The sequence below is a fragment of the Paractinoplanes pyxinae genome, from assembly GCF_026626335.1.
GTDB classification, from domain to species: Bacteria; Actinomycetota; Actinomycetes; order Mycobacteriales; family Micromonosporaceae; genus Actinoplanes; species Actinoplanes pyxinae.
In genome coordinates this window covers 143079-158653 of sequence record NZ_JAPNTZ010000006.1, presented here as the reverse complement: position 1 = coordinate 158653, position 15575 = coordinate 143079, and the positions used below count along the sequence as shown (strand labels likewise).

The following is a 15575-nucleotide window of genomic DNA, read 5'->3' as shown; positions in this document are numbered from 1 at the left end:
GCAGGGCGGCCCCTGTCAGGAGCCCAGGTAGCGAAGGATGGCCAGCACCCGGCGGCTGTAGCCAGTGGTGTCGGCCAGGCCGAGCTTGTCGAAGATGGCGTTGACGTGCTTCTCCACGGCACTTTGCGAGACGTGCAACCGGTCAGCGATCACCGCGTTGGTATAGCCCTCGGCCATGTGCCGCAGGACGTCACTCTCGCGGCCGGTGAGGCGACTAAGTGGATCCGTGTGGCTGGTGGCCGACATCAGCTGCCGCACAACCTCAGGGTCGAGCGCGGTCGACCCAGCGGCCACCCGATCAAGGGCATCGAGGAAGTCCTCAACCTGAGCCACCCGGTCCTTCAGTACGTATCCCACCCCCTCGGACCGGTCGGCCAGCAACTGAGCGGCGTACCGCTTCTCGACGTACTGCGACAACACCAGCACCGCCATGCCCGGCCACCGCCGCCGAATCTCAAGCGCAGCCCGCAGCCCGTCATCAGTGTTGGTAGGTGGCATGCGCACGTCGGTAACCACCACGTCAGGCTGGTGCTCCCCGACCGCCTCAACCAGCTGCCCAGCATCAACCACGGCCGCCACCACGTCATGCCCCTCGTCCCCGAGCAGCCGCACCAGCCCTTCACGAAGTAGCGTCGAATCCTCAGCCAGCACTATCCGCACGACAACCACACCCCACACCTCGACCGCGCCCACCCATGCCGCACTGGCGCGTGCCGGTCTGATTCGTGCTGTGCATGCTCCTGCCCCACCGGCCGATGCCGGGCTCGCTCGTACCAGGCCGATTCGTTCCGCGCCAACCCGCGGCGGGCTGACCCGTACCGTCCCCTCTCGTGCCACGCCGATGTAAGACGGACCGACCCGCTCAGCGCCGACTCGTGGCGCGCCGGCTCGTGGCGCGCTGACTCGTGGCGCGCCGACTCGCTCAGGGCCGGCTCGTGCCGCGCCGATTCGTGCCGCGCCGACTCGCGTTGCGCTGACTCGCGTTGCTCCGGCTCATGGCGCGCTGACTCGCGTTGCGCTGACTCGTGGCGCGCCGAACCGCTCAGCGCCGGCTCGTGGCGCGCCGACTCGTGCCGCGCCGACTCGTACAGCGGCGGCTCGTGCCGGGCTGACCCGTGTGGGGTCGACTTGTGCCGCGCCGGCTTGGGCCTGGGCGACCCGTGCGGGGCGGCGGGGAGAGGGCTGGTCAGGCGCATGGCAGCGTTACGTGGATGGTGGTGCCGGCATCGGCGGGGCTTGTGAGGGTGAAGCGGCCGTCTAAGGCGGCTACACGGCGGGCCAGGCCCTGCAGGCCGCTGCCGGTTGGGTCGGCGCCGCCCTGGCCGTCGTCGCGCAGGTTCATCGCCAGTTCCTTGCCGTCGCCGGTGATTTCGATGTGGATGACGGTAGCGCCGGAGTGCTTGGCGGCGTTGGTGATGGCTTCGCAGGCCACGAAGTAGAGCGCCGTCTCGGCCTGTGGCGGCGGACGGTCGGCCAGGCGGTAATCGATGCGCACCGGGACGGCGGAGCGGTGCGCCACCATGCTCAGCGCGTCTTCCAGGGTGCCGTGGTCGAGCGCGGACGGATAAACCCGCCAGGCCACCTCGCGCAGCTCGTCCAGCGCCCGCTGCGCGTCGTCGTGGGCCTGGCCGAGCAGGCGGGTCGCCTGGTCGGGGTCGCGGCTGCGGCGGGCCCGGCCCAGCAGCATGCCCAGCGCGACGAGACTCTGCTGAAGACCGTCGTGCAGGTCGCGCTCGATGCGGCGGCGTTCCGCGTCGACGGCGGCCATCACGCCCGCGCGTGTGGTGGTGAGCTCGGTGATCCGCTGCTCGAGGTCGTCCCGGTCGCTCGGCTCGAGCAGATTGCCGGCAAGCCACCGGTCGAGCCGCAGCACGCTGGCGATCGCCTGGATGTTGACCGCCAGCAGGGCCAACCCGATGACCACTTGCATCGCCACCTCGGGCACGTCCATCTGCCCGACGAGGAAGGCGTGGATCACGATGCCGGCCAGCACCAGCCCGACCCCGAGCAGACCCGCGGTGACCGCGCCCAGCAGCGCCGGAAGAAGCCGTGCGACGAGATAGCTCAGCATCCGCGGGCCGTCGGTGCCCACCGGCGGGAGCGAGAGCCGTCGCATCTCCCACGCGACGATCGCCTGAGCCCGTTCGAGCACGCCGGCCTGGCTCCGCGTCGCCCAGGCCAGACCCGCAATGATCAAGAACACGACCTCGGCCACCCCGCTGAGCGCGCCCAACGACACGACGGCCAGCGGCTGCCCGGCCCGCACCAGCACGCGAAGGACTCGGCCCATCGGGTGCCCCCTCGGGCGGGCGGCCACATCACGGGCCACCGGCCCGGACGGGCGAACGCGAAGAGGCATCTCGGTCACCGTACGCGATGCCGGCGGCTCAGGCGGACGGCGACGAAGGCGGCCACGGCCAGCACGCAGACGGCGATCACCACCTTTTGAAAGGTGGACGCGTAGGCCTCGACCTCGTGCCAGTTGGCGCCGAGGTAATAGCCGGCCAGGACGAACACCGAGTTCCAGATCAAGCTGCCGATGGTGGTGCAGAGCAGGAAGACCGGCAGCGACATGCGTTCGACGCCGGCCGGAATGGAGATGAGGCTGCGGAAGATGGGGATCATGCGGCCGAACAGCACCGTCTTGGGGCCGTGGCGATGAAACCAGGCCTCGGTGCGGTCGACGTCGCTCAGTTTGATCAGCGGGAGGCGGGCCGCGATCGCCCGGAGCCGGTCTCGGCCGAGCAGGACGCCCGCGTAATAGAGGGCGACCGCGCCCACGACCGAGCCCAGCGTGGTCCAGGCGATCGCGCCGGCCAGGCTCATCTTGCCCTGGCCGGCGGTGAAGCCGGCCAGGGGAAGGATCACTTCGCTCGGGATGGGCGGGAACAGATTTTCCAGGGCCACGGCGAGGCCCGCACCGGGCCCACCGAGGCGTTCCACCAGGCTGGTCACGAAGCCGGTGAGGCCGCCGTCGGCCGCATACGTCGAGGTCATGGCGAAAACGCTAGGGATCGGCGGCCGGCCCGGTAATGAGGCCGGCCGCCGAACTCACCTGCGGAAAACCACACCCCTATTCGGGCGCCGGCCCCAGTCCGGCCGGGCTGCCAGAGGAGCAGAGTGGGCGCCGGGAAGGGCGGGTGACTCAGGAATGCGGACAGGTGTTGCGGTAGTCGGAGATCGTGGTGCTGACCCGAGGCGCGGGGCAGAGGAACTGCTCGTAGCGCAGGTCGTCGTCCACGAAGCGCTTCAGCCACGAGATGCTGTATTGCGCGATCGTGGTGTTGCTGGTGTTGGGCGCGAAGTGCGAGGCGTTGTTCAGCTCGAGGTAGGCCTTGTCCAGCGTGGACGGCAGACTGTTGTAGAACGGGATCGCGTGCGACGAGACCGAGGCCACCGAGTCGTTCTCGGCGCCGACCACCAGCGTGGGGGTGCGCACCTCAGGCCAGCTCTTGTCCAGGTTCCACGGGGTCAGCGGCACGGCGGCCTGCAGGCTGGGACGAGACTTGGCCGCCTCGAGGGTGCCGCCGCCACCCATCGAGTGGCCCACCACGGCCAGGCGGTCGGCGTCGATGCGGGTGCGGACGGTGCTGCGCTGGGTCAGATAGTCCAGCGCGGCCAGCAGCTGGCGGCCGCGGCTGGCAGGCTGGTCCGAGCGGGTCAGGGTGTCGATGTTGAAGACCACGAAGCCCTGCGAGGCGAGGCGGGGCGCCAGCCAGGCCATGCTCGAGCGCGAGGCCGTGTAGCCGGGGGCGATGGCCACCGCGCCGAACGTGCCGGCGCTGGTGCTGGTCGGGTAGTAGATGTCGCCGCCGCCAAAGCCGCTGGCGGCCAGCGAAGACACGCTCGTCTGGGAGACCGCGAACGAGCCGCGGGTGGCCTGGATGCTCGACAGGGTGGGGGCGGGGCCGCGCTCGAACGGGTTCGTCGCGGCCTGGGCCGACGGCACCAGGGTGACGCCGCCGACGGCCATCGTCACCGCGGCGGCCGCGCCGACCAGGTTGCGCAGGCGGAGCACACGCCGGGGGCGCCGGTGGCGCTGGGCGGTCTGGGTGGGCTGCATGGGGGTTCTCCTCGTCAGTCCCGCGGACGGGCGGGATCCGGATCGTGGCGCAATCGATCCTGAAGCCGCTCCAATCCGTATTTCAAGACGAGCGGAAATCGTGAGACGGCGGTCGCAGCGGAAGTCTTCGATGCCTGGCGGCATTACGGACAAAGGAGCTTATGCGGATGAGATCCGGCGAAAGAAAAGTGCACATGGCCTGGGAAAATTGCTACAGTGAGCGCCGGGTCGGATGCGGGCGATGGTGACGGTAGTGGGCGAGGAAAAGGCGAGCCGCCGGGTCGTCACTCACGATCAGGTGGTCCAGGCCGGGGTCGAGCAATTCCTGCGCCGATCCACAATAGACATGGAAGATTTGGCCGCCGGAATGGCCATCAGCCGGGCCACGCTCTATCGAGTCGCGGGCAGCCGGGATGCCCTGCTCGACGACGTGCTGCGGGCGCTGACCGAGGTCATGTTCGCCGAGTCGCGGGCGGCCCGCACGGCGGCCGGATTCGACGGTGTGGTCGAGGTTTCGCGGCATTTCGGCGAGCAGTTGCGTTCGCCCGTGCTCGAGACTTTTCTGCGCCAGGAGCCCGAGGCGGCATCGCGAGTTTTATTCACACCGGCCGGCGGGGTGAACGAGAGCGCCGTCGCCAATCAGCTCGCCGTATTCCGCGAGACCGGTCTCGTCGACGAGTTGCCGCCGGGGGCGGACGTGCCGCATCTCGCTTTTCTCTACGTTCGCATGGTCGGCGCGTTTCTCTATGCAGAGTTCTTCACCGGCAAAAAGGCGGATTTCGACGAACTCGTCCCCGCCCTGCGCTCGCTGCTGACACCGGCCAACTGAGCGGCGCGACGCGGTAGGCCGCGTGGGGTGATGGCGGCGTCGCGCGGTGGGCGGCGCGACGCGGTGAGCGGCGTCGCGCGGTGGGCGGCGTGAGGTGATGGCGGCGTCGCGCGGTGGGCGGCGTGAGGTGATGGCGGCGTCGCGCGGTGGGCGGCGCGACGCGGTGAGCGGCGTCTCGCAGTGGGCGGCGTGAGGTGTTGGTGGCGTTTCGCGGTAGGCAGCGCGACGCGGTGGGCGGCGTTGCGTGGTGGGCGGCCTGAGGTGGTGGCGGCGTATTGCGGTGGGCGGCTTGAGATGAAGGGGCGGCGCGGCTGCTGAGCCGGTTGGCGGTGAGTCGGTTGGGGTCAGGTGGGGATGCCGATCTCGGTGCGGACGGCGTAGAGCTCGGGGAAGAACGTCAGGTCGAGGGCTGCCCGGAGGAAGTCGACGCCGCTGGAGCCGCCGGTGCCGCGCTTGAAGCCGATCGTGCGCTCGACCGTTTTCAGGTGGCGGAAGCGCCAGAGTTGGAAGTTCTCCTCGATGTCGACCAGTTCTTCGCAGGCCTCGTAGGCCTCCCAGAACTTCTCGGGGTCGCTGTAGATGCGCACGAACACCGGCACCAGGTCTTCGTTGTAGCGGTACGGCAAGGTGACGTCGCGTTGCAGCAGCTCGACCGGGACGTCGTGGCCGTGGCGGTGCAGGTAGCGCAGGAACTCGTCGTAGACGCTGGGGGCCTCCAGCGCCTCGGTCAGCATCGCCTGGGCGCTCGGGTCGTCGTTGAACAGCGAGAGCATCCGGCGGTCCTTATTGCCGAGCAGGAACTCGACCGCGCGGTACTGGTACGACTGGAAGCCCGACGACGTGCCCAGGAAGCTGCGGAACTCGGCGTACTCGCTGGGTGTCAGCGTGGCCAGCACCGACCACTGCTCGGTAAGCGTCCGCTGGATGTGTTTGACCCGGGCCAGACCCTTGAGGGCGGGGCGCAGGTCGTCGGCGGCGATTCGGCGGATCACCTCGCGCAGCTCGTGCATCACCAGCTTGAGCCACAGCTCGGACGTCTGGTGCTGCAGGATGAACAGCAGCTCGTCGTGGTGCTCGGGCACGCTGACCGGGTGCTGGGCGTTCAGGAGCTCGTCGAGGTGCAGGTATCGGCCGTACGAGAGGTTGACCTTGAAATCGCGGACGACGGAGTCCTCGATCGGCCGTTGATCGCCTTCCACCGGAGAATCCCCTCCTCAGATCATCTCTTGAAGGGAATCACACCAGCTCAGATGTTGCTCAGCGAGCCGTCGGCGAGGATCGGGCCCCAGTACACCCACTTGCCGTCGGACCGGACGAAACGACTGCGCTCCACCATGTCGCCGGCCTTGCCGTGGTCTTTGTAGTGGGCCCGGAACTCGACGACCCCCTCGGTGTCGAACAGGCCGCCGCCGGTCGACTCCAGGATTTCGAGGCCGGTCCAGCGCAGTCGCGAGTCGGGCTCGATGCGGGCCGGGCGGGTCTTCGGGTGCCACGACTTCAGCACGTACGAATCGTCGTCGAGCGCGAAGGCCGAGTAGCGCGAGCGCATCAGCGCCTCGGCCGTGGCCGGGGGATTGCCCAGGTGGGCCGGCTCGCAGCACTCGGCGTAGGGCAGCCCGCGGCCGCAGGGACAAAGCTTGGTCTTCGACGCCATGCGCCCATTTTCTCAGGCCAGGACCGTCTTCCGGACGGCGATACCGAAGCAGCCGGCCGGGAAACCCACGCAGGCCGGTCAAGGACAGCGAAGCGGGCCGGGGCGCCAACGCGGAAATCGGGCCGGGCGTCAACGAGGGAGCACGGCGGACGGCAACGCGGGAGCACGGCCGGCGGCAACGCGGAAGCAGGCCGGACGCCAACGCGAGAGCCAGCGTGGGAGCACGGCCCGCCGGGCAACGCGGAAGCACGGCGGGCGGCAACACGGAAGCAGGGTGGACGGCAACGCGGAGGCAGGGTGGACGGCAACGCGGAGGCAGGGTGGGCGGTAACGCGGAAGTGCGGCGGGCGGCAACGCGGAAGCAGGGCGGCGGCAACACCGGAGCAAGCCGGAAGGTAGGACGGAATCGGGCGCAGCAAGCCGACGCAGCGGAAAGTGACGACTTAAACGCATCAGCTGACACGCACCGCGACCATGCGGAACGGCTTGCAAGAGTGGACGCGCGGTCGCCGGTCAGGTTGAAAGAGCGCGTTCGAATTTTGCAGTTATTTGACGTACGCTGCCTCCGTGACCAAACGTCTGGCCGAGGTGGCCAAGAAGGCGGGCGTCAGCGAGGCGACCGTCAGCCGGGTGCTCAACGGTCGCAACGGTGTGAGCGAGGCGACCCGCGAGACGGTGCTGACCGCGCTCGACGTCCTGGGGTACGAGCGCCCGACCAAGTTGCGCGGCGAGCGCGGCCGGCTGGTCGGTCTCGTGCTGCCCGAGCTGCAGAACCCGATCTTCCCGGCGCTGGCCGAGGTGGTCACCGCCTCGCTGGCCCAGCGCGGGTTCACCCCGCTGCTCGCCGCGCGCACCATAGGCGGTGTCCCCGAGCGCGACTACATCGAGATGCTGCTCGATCATCAGGTCTCCGGCGTGGTCTTCGCCGGTGGCTCGTACGCGCTGGCCGACGCCGAGCACGGGCACTACCGGGCGCTGACCGACCGCCGCATGCCGGTTGTCATGGTCAACGCTGGGGTTTCCGACCTGGGCTTTCCGCACATCTCGACCGATGACGCGGTGGCCGTCGAGCAGGCCTACGGGCATCTGCGGTCGCTCGGCCACGAGCGCGTCGGCATGGTCATGGGTCCGGAGGACCACGTTCCCTCGCGGCGCAAGCTGGCCGCTCTGGAGGGAAAGGACATCCAGGTCGAGCGCACGAACTTCTCGATGGAGAGCGCGCGCCTGGCCGCGGCCAAGCTGATCGACCGCGGCGTCACCGGCATGATCTGCGCCTCCGACGTGCTGGCGCTGGGCTCGATCCGGGCCGCGCGCCGGCTCGGGCTCGACGTGCCGGGTGACGTGTCGGTGGTCGGCTTCGATGACTCGGCGCTGATGACCTGCACCGATCCGCCGCTGACGACCGTGCGGCAGCCCATCGAGCTGATGGGCCAGTCGGCCGTCGACCTGCTCGTCAACCAGATCGAGGGCAGCGGCGTCGAGCCCGACGAGCTTCTTTTCGAGCCGGAGCTGGTGGTGCGCGGGTCCACGGCGCCGGCCCGTAAGCGGGGCTGACCAGCAAGTTTCTTTTCTGAAGGGCGGGCCATTCGGCCCGCCCTTTGTCGTGCTCGCGGAAATCAAGGGCCGTCGCGTTTTTTCTTTCTCCAGTCGGCTTCTTGCGGTGACGGCGTTGGACTTTGTATCGTCACGTCCACGAAACATGCGAGACCCAAGTCACACGATCACGCATCCAAGCGATGGCCATGGATACCCGTTCCCGAAGGGATGGACAGATGTCCGTACCGCAGTACCGGAAGGCAGCGGCGCTCGCGCTCGTGGCCGGCCTGGGGCTCAGCCTCACGGCGTGCTCCACGAAGAGCGACGACGACGGCGGAACCGACGCCGGCGGCAAGGTCACCATCACTGTCGACTGCCAGCCGGTCGGCGCGCAGAAGGAACTGCTGGCGAACTGGAACGCGGACGTCGCCGAGTTCCAGAAGCAGAACCCCGACATCACGATCAAGAGCGTCAGCGTCGGCGAACAGTGCAACAACCCGCCGGACTTCACGGCCCGCCTGGCCGGCGGCACCATGACTGACGTCTTCTACGGCTACATGACCGACCTGCAGCAGGTGCTCGACAGCGGCCAGGCCATGGACATCACCCAGTACGCGACCAAGGACACCATCCCGACCTGGGAGAGCGTCGACCCCGCCCTCAAAGAGGTCTTCACCGAGGAGGGCAAGCTCTACGCCGTGCCCGTGAAGAACTACTCGATGGGTCTGGTCTACAACAAGGCGCTGTTCAAGAAGGCCGGGCTCGACACCGAGAACCCGCCCAAGACCTGGGCCGAGGTGCGCGCCGCGGCCAAGAAGATCTCCGCGCTGGGCGGCGGCATCGCCGGGTACTCGGAGTACAGCGCGGGCAACACCGGCGGCTGGCACTTCACTGCGATGACCTACTCGCAGGGCGGCAAGATTCTGAGCGAGGACGGCAAGAAGGCCGACTTCAACACCGCTCAGGGCAAGCAGGTGCTGCAGAACCTCAAGGACATGCGGTACGGCGACAACAGCATGGGCTCGCGCCAGCTGCTGCAGTGGGGTGACCTACTGACCAACGCCGGCGCCGGCAAGGTGGGCATGTTCATCGGCGCCCCCGACGCCACGCAGGCCATCGTCAGCCAGTTCCAGGGCAAGTACGAGGACTGGGCGATGGGCCCGATGCCCGGCCAGGACGGCCCGGCCAAGGGCACGCTGGGCGGCGGCGAGGGCTACTTCTTCAAGAAGGACCTCACCCCGGAGCAGGTCAAGGCCGGTCTGAAGTGGATCGCCTACCAGAAGCTGACGCCGGGCAAGGGCCAGCTCGACTACGTACGGGCGAAGCCGCAGAACTACCCGGTCGGCCTGCCTCAGCCGCTGCTGTTCACGAACGGCAGTGAGGCGCAGAAGCAGGAGCTCGAGCTCCGCAAGGCGAACGCCAACGTCGACACCGCCAACTTCAAGGTGTTCGAGGACAACCCGGTGCCGATCGTCGGTGAGCCCCGCAACGCCCAGGCCATCTACGCGGTGCTCGACTCGGCGATGTCCGGGGTCCTGACCAACCCCAACGCCAACATCGACTCCCTGCTCAAGACGGCCGAGACCAAGGTCAACCAGCTCCAGGCCGCCGGCAGCTGATCAACGTGAGGCGCGGGAGCCGGCCACGGCTCCCGCGCTCCTAAGGAGTCCACCTTGGCGATCATGACCGCCCCCAGCGCCGTCACGACGACAAAAGCCCCACCGGCAACGGTCTCGAAGAGAGGCCGCAAGCTGAGGGACAACCTCACCGGCCACGCCTTCCTGATCGGGGCGGTCGTCTGCTTCGCCCTCTTCATGTGGTACCCGATGATCCGCGGCATCGTGATGAGCTTCCAGCGGACCCGGCGCGGCGAGACCACCTGGGTGGGCTGGGACAACTACACCCGGATCATCGCCGACCCCAGCTTCTGGATCGCCTGGAAGAACACCTTCATCTTCACGATCATGGCTCTGGTCGTCGGCTATGTGCTGCCGTTCTTCGTGGCGATCCTGCTCAACGAGTTCCGGCACGCCAAGGGCTATCTCCGCATCCTGGTCTACCTGCCGGTGATGCTGCCCCCGGCCTCGGCGCTCTTCCTCTTCAAGTACTACGCGTACGACCCCAGCGACGCCGGCCTGTTCAACGCGATCCTCAAGTTCCTGCACCTGCCGACGTCGGAGTGGATGCAGTCGCCGACCATGACGATCCCGGCCATGGTGATCGCGTCGACGTGGATGAACATGGGCAGCGCGGTGCTCATCTATCTGGCTTCGCTGCAGAACATCCCGGGCGAGCTGTACGAGGCGGCCGAGCTCGACGGCGCGGGCATCTGGCGCCGCATCTGGAGCGTCACCATCCCGCAGACCCGGCTCATCCTGGCGCTGCTGGCCATGCTGCAGATCGTCGCCACCATGCAGCTGTTCATCGAGCCGCTGATCCTGGCCAACGGGGCCGGCACCCAGGACTCGGCGACTTCGGTGGCCTACCTGATCTATCAGCACGGCTTCTTCCAGAACGACCTCAACGGCGCCGCCGCGCTCGGCGTGATCATGCTGATCGTGCTGGCCGCCTTCTCCGCCGTGTACGTGCGACTGACCACGAAACAGGACTGAGAAGATGTCTCGAACCCTCATCTCGCAAGCCCAGTTGCGGCGCGGACGCGGCAAGTACCTCTACTGGACACTGCTCGCCGTCGTGGTCGTCGGCTTTACCCTCGTGTTCCTCGGCCCGCTCTACTGGATGGTCACCGGCGCGCTCAAGTCAGGCCAGGAGATCGCGCAGACCCCGCCGACGCTGTGGCCGCGGGACCCGCAGACGCAGAACTACGTCGATGCCTGGAACAACCTCGACCTGGCCAAGCTGATGTTCAACACCTTCTACTACGCGGCCGGCGCGGTGTTCTTCCAGCTCGTCTTCGACACCGCCGCGGCGTACGCGCTCTCGAAGCTCCGCCCCGCCTTCGGCAACGTGATCCTCGGGCTGATGCTGGCCACGCTGATGATCCCGGCCATGGTGCTGATCGTGCCGCAGTACGTGACGGCCATCGACCTGCCGATCATCCACGTCAACCTGCTCGACTCGCCGTGGGCCATCTGGCTCCCGCTGGTGGCCAACGCGTTCAACATCTTCCTGCTCAAGCGGTTCTTCGACTCGATCCCGGAGGACCTGATCGCAGCGGCCCAGGTGGACGGGGCGTCGCCGCTGCGCACGCTGTGGTCGATCATCCTGCCGATGTCGCGGCCGATCCTGGGCGTGGTCTCGATCTTCGCGGTGACCGCGGTCTGGAAGGACTTCCTCTGGCCGAAGCTGGTGATGCCGTCGCCGGAGACGCGCACGCTCAGCGTCGGCATCTACGCCTTCAGCGGCGGCACACCGCAGAACGTCGTCATCGCGGCGAGTGTCATCGCCGCGATCCCCACGGTGATCATCTTCCTGCTCTTCCAGCGCAACATCATGTCCGGCCTGACGACCGGCAGCCTCAAGGGCTGATCAGACCCCACGAAAACAGGGCGGCCTGAACAGGGGCCGTCGGACCCACTGTGCACAGAAAGCGGGTTTCCAGTGTCCGAACAAGACTCCCAGTGGTGGCGCGACGCGGTGATCTACCAGGTCTATCCGCGCAGCTACGCCGACGCGAACGGCGACGGCGTGGGCGACATCGCCGGCATCCGGGCTCGGCTGGGACACCTGCGTGACCTCGGCGTCGACGCGATCTGGATGAGCCCGTGGTACCCGTCGCCGATGGCCGACGCCGGCTACGACGTGGCCGACTTCCGCGACATCGACCCCGCCTTCGGCACGCTGGCCGAGGCCGAGGCGCTGATCGAGGAGGCGCACGAGGCCGGTATCCGCATGATCGTCGACATCGTGCCCAACCACATCTCGAGCGAGCACCCGTGGTTCAAGGCGGCCTTGGCCAGCCCGGACGCGAAGGAGCGCGACTACTTCTGGTTCCGGCCCGGGCGGGGCGAGAACGGCGACGAGATGCCGACGGATTGGCGAGGGGAATTCGGCGGCACCACGTGGACCCGTACACCGGACGGGTCCTGGTATCTGCACCTGTTCACACCTGAGCAGCCGGACCTCAACTGGGACCACCCCGACGTACGGGCCGAATTCGAAAGCATTTTGCGGTTCTGGTTCGACCGCGGCGTCGACGGCATCCGGATCGATTCGGCGGCGCTGCTGCTCAAGGACCCGGCCCTGCCCGAGGTGCTCGAGGACAACCCGCACCCGTTCCACGACCTGGACGGCGTGCACGAGGTGTACCGGGCGTGGCGGCGGGTCTCCGACTCGTACGGCGGCGATCGGGCCCTCATCGGCGAGGTGTGGATGCCCGAGGTCGAACGGTTCGCGAACTACCTGCGACCGGACGAGCTGCACGCGGCGTTCAACTTCGACTTCCTCGGCTGTGCCTGGGATCCCCGCCTGATGCGCGAGTGCGTCGACCGTACGCTGCACGCCCACGCCGCCGTCGGCGCGCCCGCCACCTGGGTGCTCTCGAACCACGACGTCACCCGCCACGTCACGCGGTACGGCCGGGAGGACACCACCTTCAGCTTCGACAACAACCTCGACGGCACCCCGGTCGACCTGGAACTGGGCACCCGCCGGGCCCGCGCGGCCGCCCTGCTGTCGCTCTCGCTGCCCGGCGCCACTTACATCTACCAAGGCGAGGAACTGGGGCTCTGGGAGAACGAGAACATCCCGCCCGAGGAGTTCCAGGACCCGATGTGGGGCCGGCGCGGGCACAGCCGCGACGGCTGCCGGGTTCCGCTGCCCTGGACCGGAGACGAGGCGCCGTTCGGCTTCACCACGGCCACGCCGTGGCTGCCGCAGCCGGCCGAGTGGAAGGACCGCACGGCCCAGGCCCAGACCGGCGACCCCAACTCGATGCTCGAGCTCTACCGATCGGCGATCGCCCTGCGCCGTACCGAGTCCTTCGCGGAATTCACCTGGCTCGACCTTCAAGAAGGCGTGCTCGCCTTCTGCCGCGGCGCGCAGTTCGCCTGCGTCGTCAACATGTCGGGCGCCCCCATCGCCCTGCCCGCCCACCAGTCCGTCCTGCTCGCCAGTGGCCCTCTCGACGGTGACCGCCTCCCCCCGGACACCGCCGTTTGGATGCGCCTTTCCTAAAACCTCGGGGGCTGGCCACCTGAGAAAGGGTTCCCCATGGCCAACCGCACGCTCCGGCGCGCGCTCGCTGCCCTCACAGCGGGCGCCGCCATCGCCACTGTTGTTGCGATCGCCCATCCGGCGCAGGCCGCCGGACTCTCCCCGTTCGACATCGCCGGTCGCGGCGCGACGGTTCCGTTCGTCGAGATCGAGGCCGAGAAGGCCGCGCACAACGGCACGTCCACCGGGACCGACCGCACGTACGGAAAGTTGTCGTCGGAGGCCTCGGGCCGCGAGGCGATCACCCTCGACGCGACCGGCGAGTACGTCGAGTTCACCCTGACCAAGCCGGCCAACGCGGTCACCTTCCGCTACAGCATCCCGGACAACGCGAACGGCACCGGCCGGGACGCCTCGATCGACCTGCGCACGGGCTCGACGTTGATCAAGTCGGTCCCGGTCACCTCGAAGTACAGCTGGTACTACGGCTACTACCCGTTCAGCAACAACCCGGGCGACCCGCTGCCGCATCACTTCTACGACGAAGCCCGTACGTTGTTCGGCACGACGTATCAGGCCGGCACCAAGATTCGGCTGCAGGTCTCGTCGACCGCGCAGTCGCCGTCGTTCACCATCGACCTGGCCGACTTCGAGAACGTGCCCGCCCCGGTGGCGAAGCCGTCAGGGGCGATCGACGTGGTGGCCGACTACGGCGCCGACCCGACCGGGGCCACCGACTCGACGGCGAAGTTCCAGGCCGCCGTCAACGCGGGGGCTTCCTCGGGCCGGGTCGTCTACGTGCCGCAAGGAAACTTCACGCTCTACAGCCACGTCATCGTCGACCGGGTCACGCTGGCCGGGGCCGGTCCCTGGTACAGCGTGCTCGGCGGGCGGCACCCGACCCAGCGCAATCTGGCCGCGGGCATCTACGGCAAGTACAACGGCCAGGGCGGCCCGAGCCAGAACGTCGTGGTGCGCGACCTCGCGGTGATCGGCGACATCCGCGAGCGGGTGGACAACGACCAGGTCAACGCGTTCGGCGGGGCCATGTCCAACTCGACCATCGACAACGTGTGGATGCAGCACACCAAGGTCGGCGCGTGGATGGACGGGCCGATGGACCGGTTCACGATCAAGAACAGCCGGATTCTCGACCAGACCGCTGACGGCGTGAACTTCCACATCGGGGTCACCAATTCGACGGTCACCAATACTTTTGTACGTAACACCGGTGACGACGCGTTGGCGATGTGGGCCGAGAACGTGCCCAACGTCGGCAACTCGTTCACCCGCAACACGATCGTCGCCCCGATCCTGGCCAACCATCTGGTCAGCTACGGCGGCCGGGACATCGTGATGACCGACAACGTGGTCAGCGAATCGGTGTCCAACGGCGGCGGTATCCACGTCGGCAACCGGTATCCGGGCGTCACCGGGCCGACCGCGGTCGCCGGCACGTGGACGCTGGCCCGTAACACGCTGATCCGGGCCGGGAACTCCGACTACAACTGGAACTTCGGCATCGGGGCGCTGTGGTTCTGGGGCGACCAGGGCCCGATCACCGGCGCCACCATCAACGTCACCGACACCGACATCCTCGACAGCTCGTACGCGGCCATCCAGTGGATCGGCAACCAGACGAGCGGGCTCAACCTGACCAACGTCAACATCGCCGGGGCGGGGACGTTCGCGCTGCAGGCGCAGGCACCGGCCTCGGCTCGATTCACGAACGTACGGGCGTCGGGGATCGCGCAGAGCCAGACCGTCTACAACTGCGCCGGCGCCGGGCTGCAGATCGCCGACGGCGGTGGCAACTCGGGCTGGTCGACCGCCAACTCGTACTGCGGCCCGTGGCCGGCCCCGCGCTACGGCAACGGCCCGACGACCCCGCCCACCACGCCGCCGACGACCCCGCCCACGACACCCCCGACCACGCCGCCCGCCGGCAACCTCGCCGCCGGTCGGCCCGCGACCGCCACGAGTCAAACCGACGTCTACGGCCCGGGCAACGTCACCGACGGCAACGCCAACACCTACTGGGAGAGCCGCAACAACGCCTTCCCCCAGTCGATCACGGTTGATCTTGGCCAGGCTCGATCGATCGGCCGCGTCGTCCTCAAGCTCCCGCCGCCCGCGGCGTGGGGAACTCGCACCCAGACGCTGTCAGTGCTCGGCAGCACGGACGGCAACTCGTTCGGCACCTTGAAGTCCAGCGCCGGGTACGTCTTCAACCCGGCGAGCGCCAACACCGCCACCGTCACCTTCCCCGCGGCCACCGCGCGCTACGTGCGGCTGACCTTCACCGGCAACACCGGCTGGCCCGCCGGCCAGCTCTCCGAGTTCGAGGTCCATCCCTCCTGAGCCCGTCCCGCTCTGCC

At 68.3% G+C, this 15575-nt stretch carries 13 protein-coding genes; 7 read left to right on the top strand and 6 right to left on the bottom strand.

Annotation, left to right across the window (positions count from 1 at the left end):
• Positions 1 to 15: 15 nt before the first annotated feature.
• The 4 genes from OWR29_RS17905 to bdeA all read right to left on the bottom strand — a co-directional run bounded on the left by OWR29_RS17905 (position 16) and on the right by bdeA (position 4063).
• Positions 16 to 660 carry a response regulator gene (locus OWR29_RS17905; protein WP_267564430.1) on the bottom strand — a complete coding sequence of 215 codons (645 nt, stop codon included), beginning with the start codon at positions 658 to 660 and terminating at the stop codon, positions 16 to 18.
• Between the two features lie 526 nt (positions 661 to 1186).
• Complete coding sequence (locus OWR29_RS17900; RefSeq protein WP_267564035.1) at positions 1187 to 2359, bottom strand: sensor histidine kinase; 1173 nt, start codon at positions 2357 to 2359, stop codon at positions 1187 to 1189.
• A gap of 5 nt (positions 2360 to 2364) precedes the next feature.
• Positions 2365 to 2997 carry a DedA family protein gene (locus OWR29_RS17895; RefSeq protein WP_267564034.1) on the bottom strand — a complete coding sequence of 211 codons (633 nt, stop codon included), beginning with the start codon at positions 2995 to 2997 and terminating at the stop codon, positions 2365 to 2367.
• Between the two features lie 148 nt (positions 2998 to 3145).
• Positions 3146 to 4063, bottom strand: a complete 918-nt coding sequence (gene bdeA, locus OWR29_RS17890) for a bis(hydroxyethyl) terephthalate hydrolase (protein ID WP_438872610.1) — start codon at positions 4061 to 4063, stop codon at positions 3146 to 3148.
• Between the two features lie 241 nt (positions 4064 to 4304).
• Here bdeA and OWR29_RS17885 point away from each other — a divergent pair, with 241 nt between their 5' ends.
• Entirely contained in the window at positions 4305 to 4892 is a 588-nt protein-coding gene (locus tag OWR29_RS17885) for a QsdR family transcriptional regulator (protein ID WP_267564033.1), read from the top strand.
• Between the two features lie 344 nt (positions 4893 to 5236).
• On the opposite strand, the gene kynA is transcribed toward OWR29_RS17885, so the two are convergent.
• Together kynA and OWR29_RS17875 are read right to left on the bottom strand one after the other, a co-directional pair.
• Complete coding sequence (kynA, locus tag OWR29_RS17880; RefSeq protein WP_267564032.1) at positions 5237 to 6091, bottom strand: tryptophan 2,3-dioxygenase; 855 nt, start codon at positions 6089 to 6091, stop codon at positions 5237 to 5239.
• Positions 6092 to 6138: 47 nt separating this feature from the next.
• Entirely contained in the window at positions 6139 to 6546 is a 408-nt protein-coding gene (locus tag OWR29_RS17875; RefSeq protein ID WP_267564031.1) for a YchJ family protein, read from the bottom strand.
• Between the two features lie 567 nt (positions 6547 to 7113).
• On the opposite strand from OWR29_RS17875, the gene OWR29_RS17870 reads away from it, so the two are divergent.
• The 6 genes from OWR29_RS17870 (at position 7114) to OWR29_RS17845 (ending at position 15558) form a co-directional block, all read left to right on the top strand.
• Positions 7114 to 8100: a LacI family DNA-binding transcriptional regulator gene (locus OWR29_RS17870; RefSeq protein WP_267564030.1), complete on the top strand. Its 987-nt coding sequence runs from the start codon at positions 7114 to 7116 to the stop codon at positions 8098 to 8100.
• A gap of 218 nt (positions 8101 to 8318) precedes the next feature.
• Positions 8319 to 9701, top strand: coding sequence for an ABC transporter substrate-binding protein (locus OWR29_RS17865; protein ID WP_267564029.1), 1383 nt, complete (start codon positions 8319 to 8321; stop codon positions 9699 to 9701).
• 54 nt (positions 9702 to 9755) lie between these two features.
• Positions 9756 to 10694: a carbohydrate ABC transporter permease gene (locus OWR29_RS17860; protein ID WP_438872609.1), complete on the top strand. Its 939-nt coding sequence runs from the start codon at positions 9756 to 9758 to the stop codon at positions 10692 to 10694.
• A gap of 4 nt (positions 10695 to 10698) precedes the next feature.
• On the top strand, positions 10699 to 11571 hold the full coding sequence (locus OWR29_RS17855) for a carbohydrate ABC transporter permease (RefSeq protein ID WP_267564027.1): 873 nt from the start codon (positions 10699 to 10701) through the stop codon (positions 11569 to 11571).
• Between the two features lie 72 nt (positions 11572 to 11643).
• A complete protein-coding gene (locus OWR29_RS17850; protein ID WP_267564026.1) occupies positions 11644 to 13218 on the top strand; it encodes a glycoside hydrolase family 13 protein in 1575 nt (524 codons plus the stop codon).
• Between the two features lie 36 nt (positions 13219 to 13254).
• Entirely contained in the window at positions 13255 to 15558 is a 2304-nt protein-coding gene (locus OWR29_RS17845; protein WP_267564025.1) for a discoidin domain-containing protein, read from the top strand.
• The last annotated feature ends 17 nt before the right edge of the window (positions 15559 to 15575 follow it).